This window comes from Cobetia sp. SIMBA_158, assembly GCF_046566945.1.
Lineage (GTDB): Bacteria > Pseudomonadota > Gammaproteobacteria > Pseudomonadales > Halomonadaceae > Cobetia > Cobetia amphilecti.
In genome coordinates, this window is the sequence record NZ_JAWJYL010000319.1 from 1 (window position 1) to 275 (window position 275).

Genomic DNA, 275 nt, shown 5'->3' on the forward strand with positions numbered 1-275 from the left:
GGGTGGACGAATGCGCCAATTTGCGCTGCATTCAATTTTTACGAAGCAGGGAAGTAACTTACATATAGATGTTGATGAATCGCAAAAACACCTAGATACGCCTATGCTTCGTCAAAAACTTGATGCCGCATTATCGAGTATTTACGATCACAATGTGTCGCTGAGTATAAAATTTGCTCAAGGGGTTATCGATTCGCCTTATTTAATTCAACAAAAAATAGATGCAGGGCGCCATCAGCAAGCAATAGATGTGATCACAAGTGACGAAAACATAG

General features: G+C 40.4%; 1 protein-coding gene. It reads left to right on the forward strand.

Annotated elements, in window-relative coordinates:
• Window positions 1-275, forward strand: a 275-nt coding sequence (locus R2R70_RS20130) for a DNA polymerase III subunit gamma/tau C-terminal domain-containing protein (RefSeq protein ID WP_410978921.1), incomplete at both ends; no start/stop codon positions are given.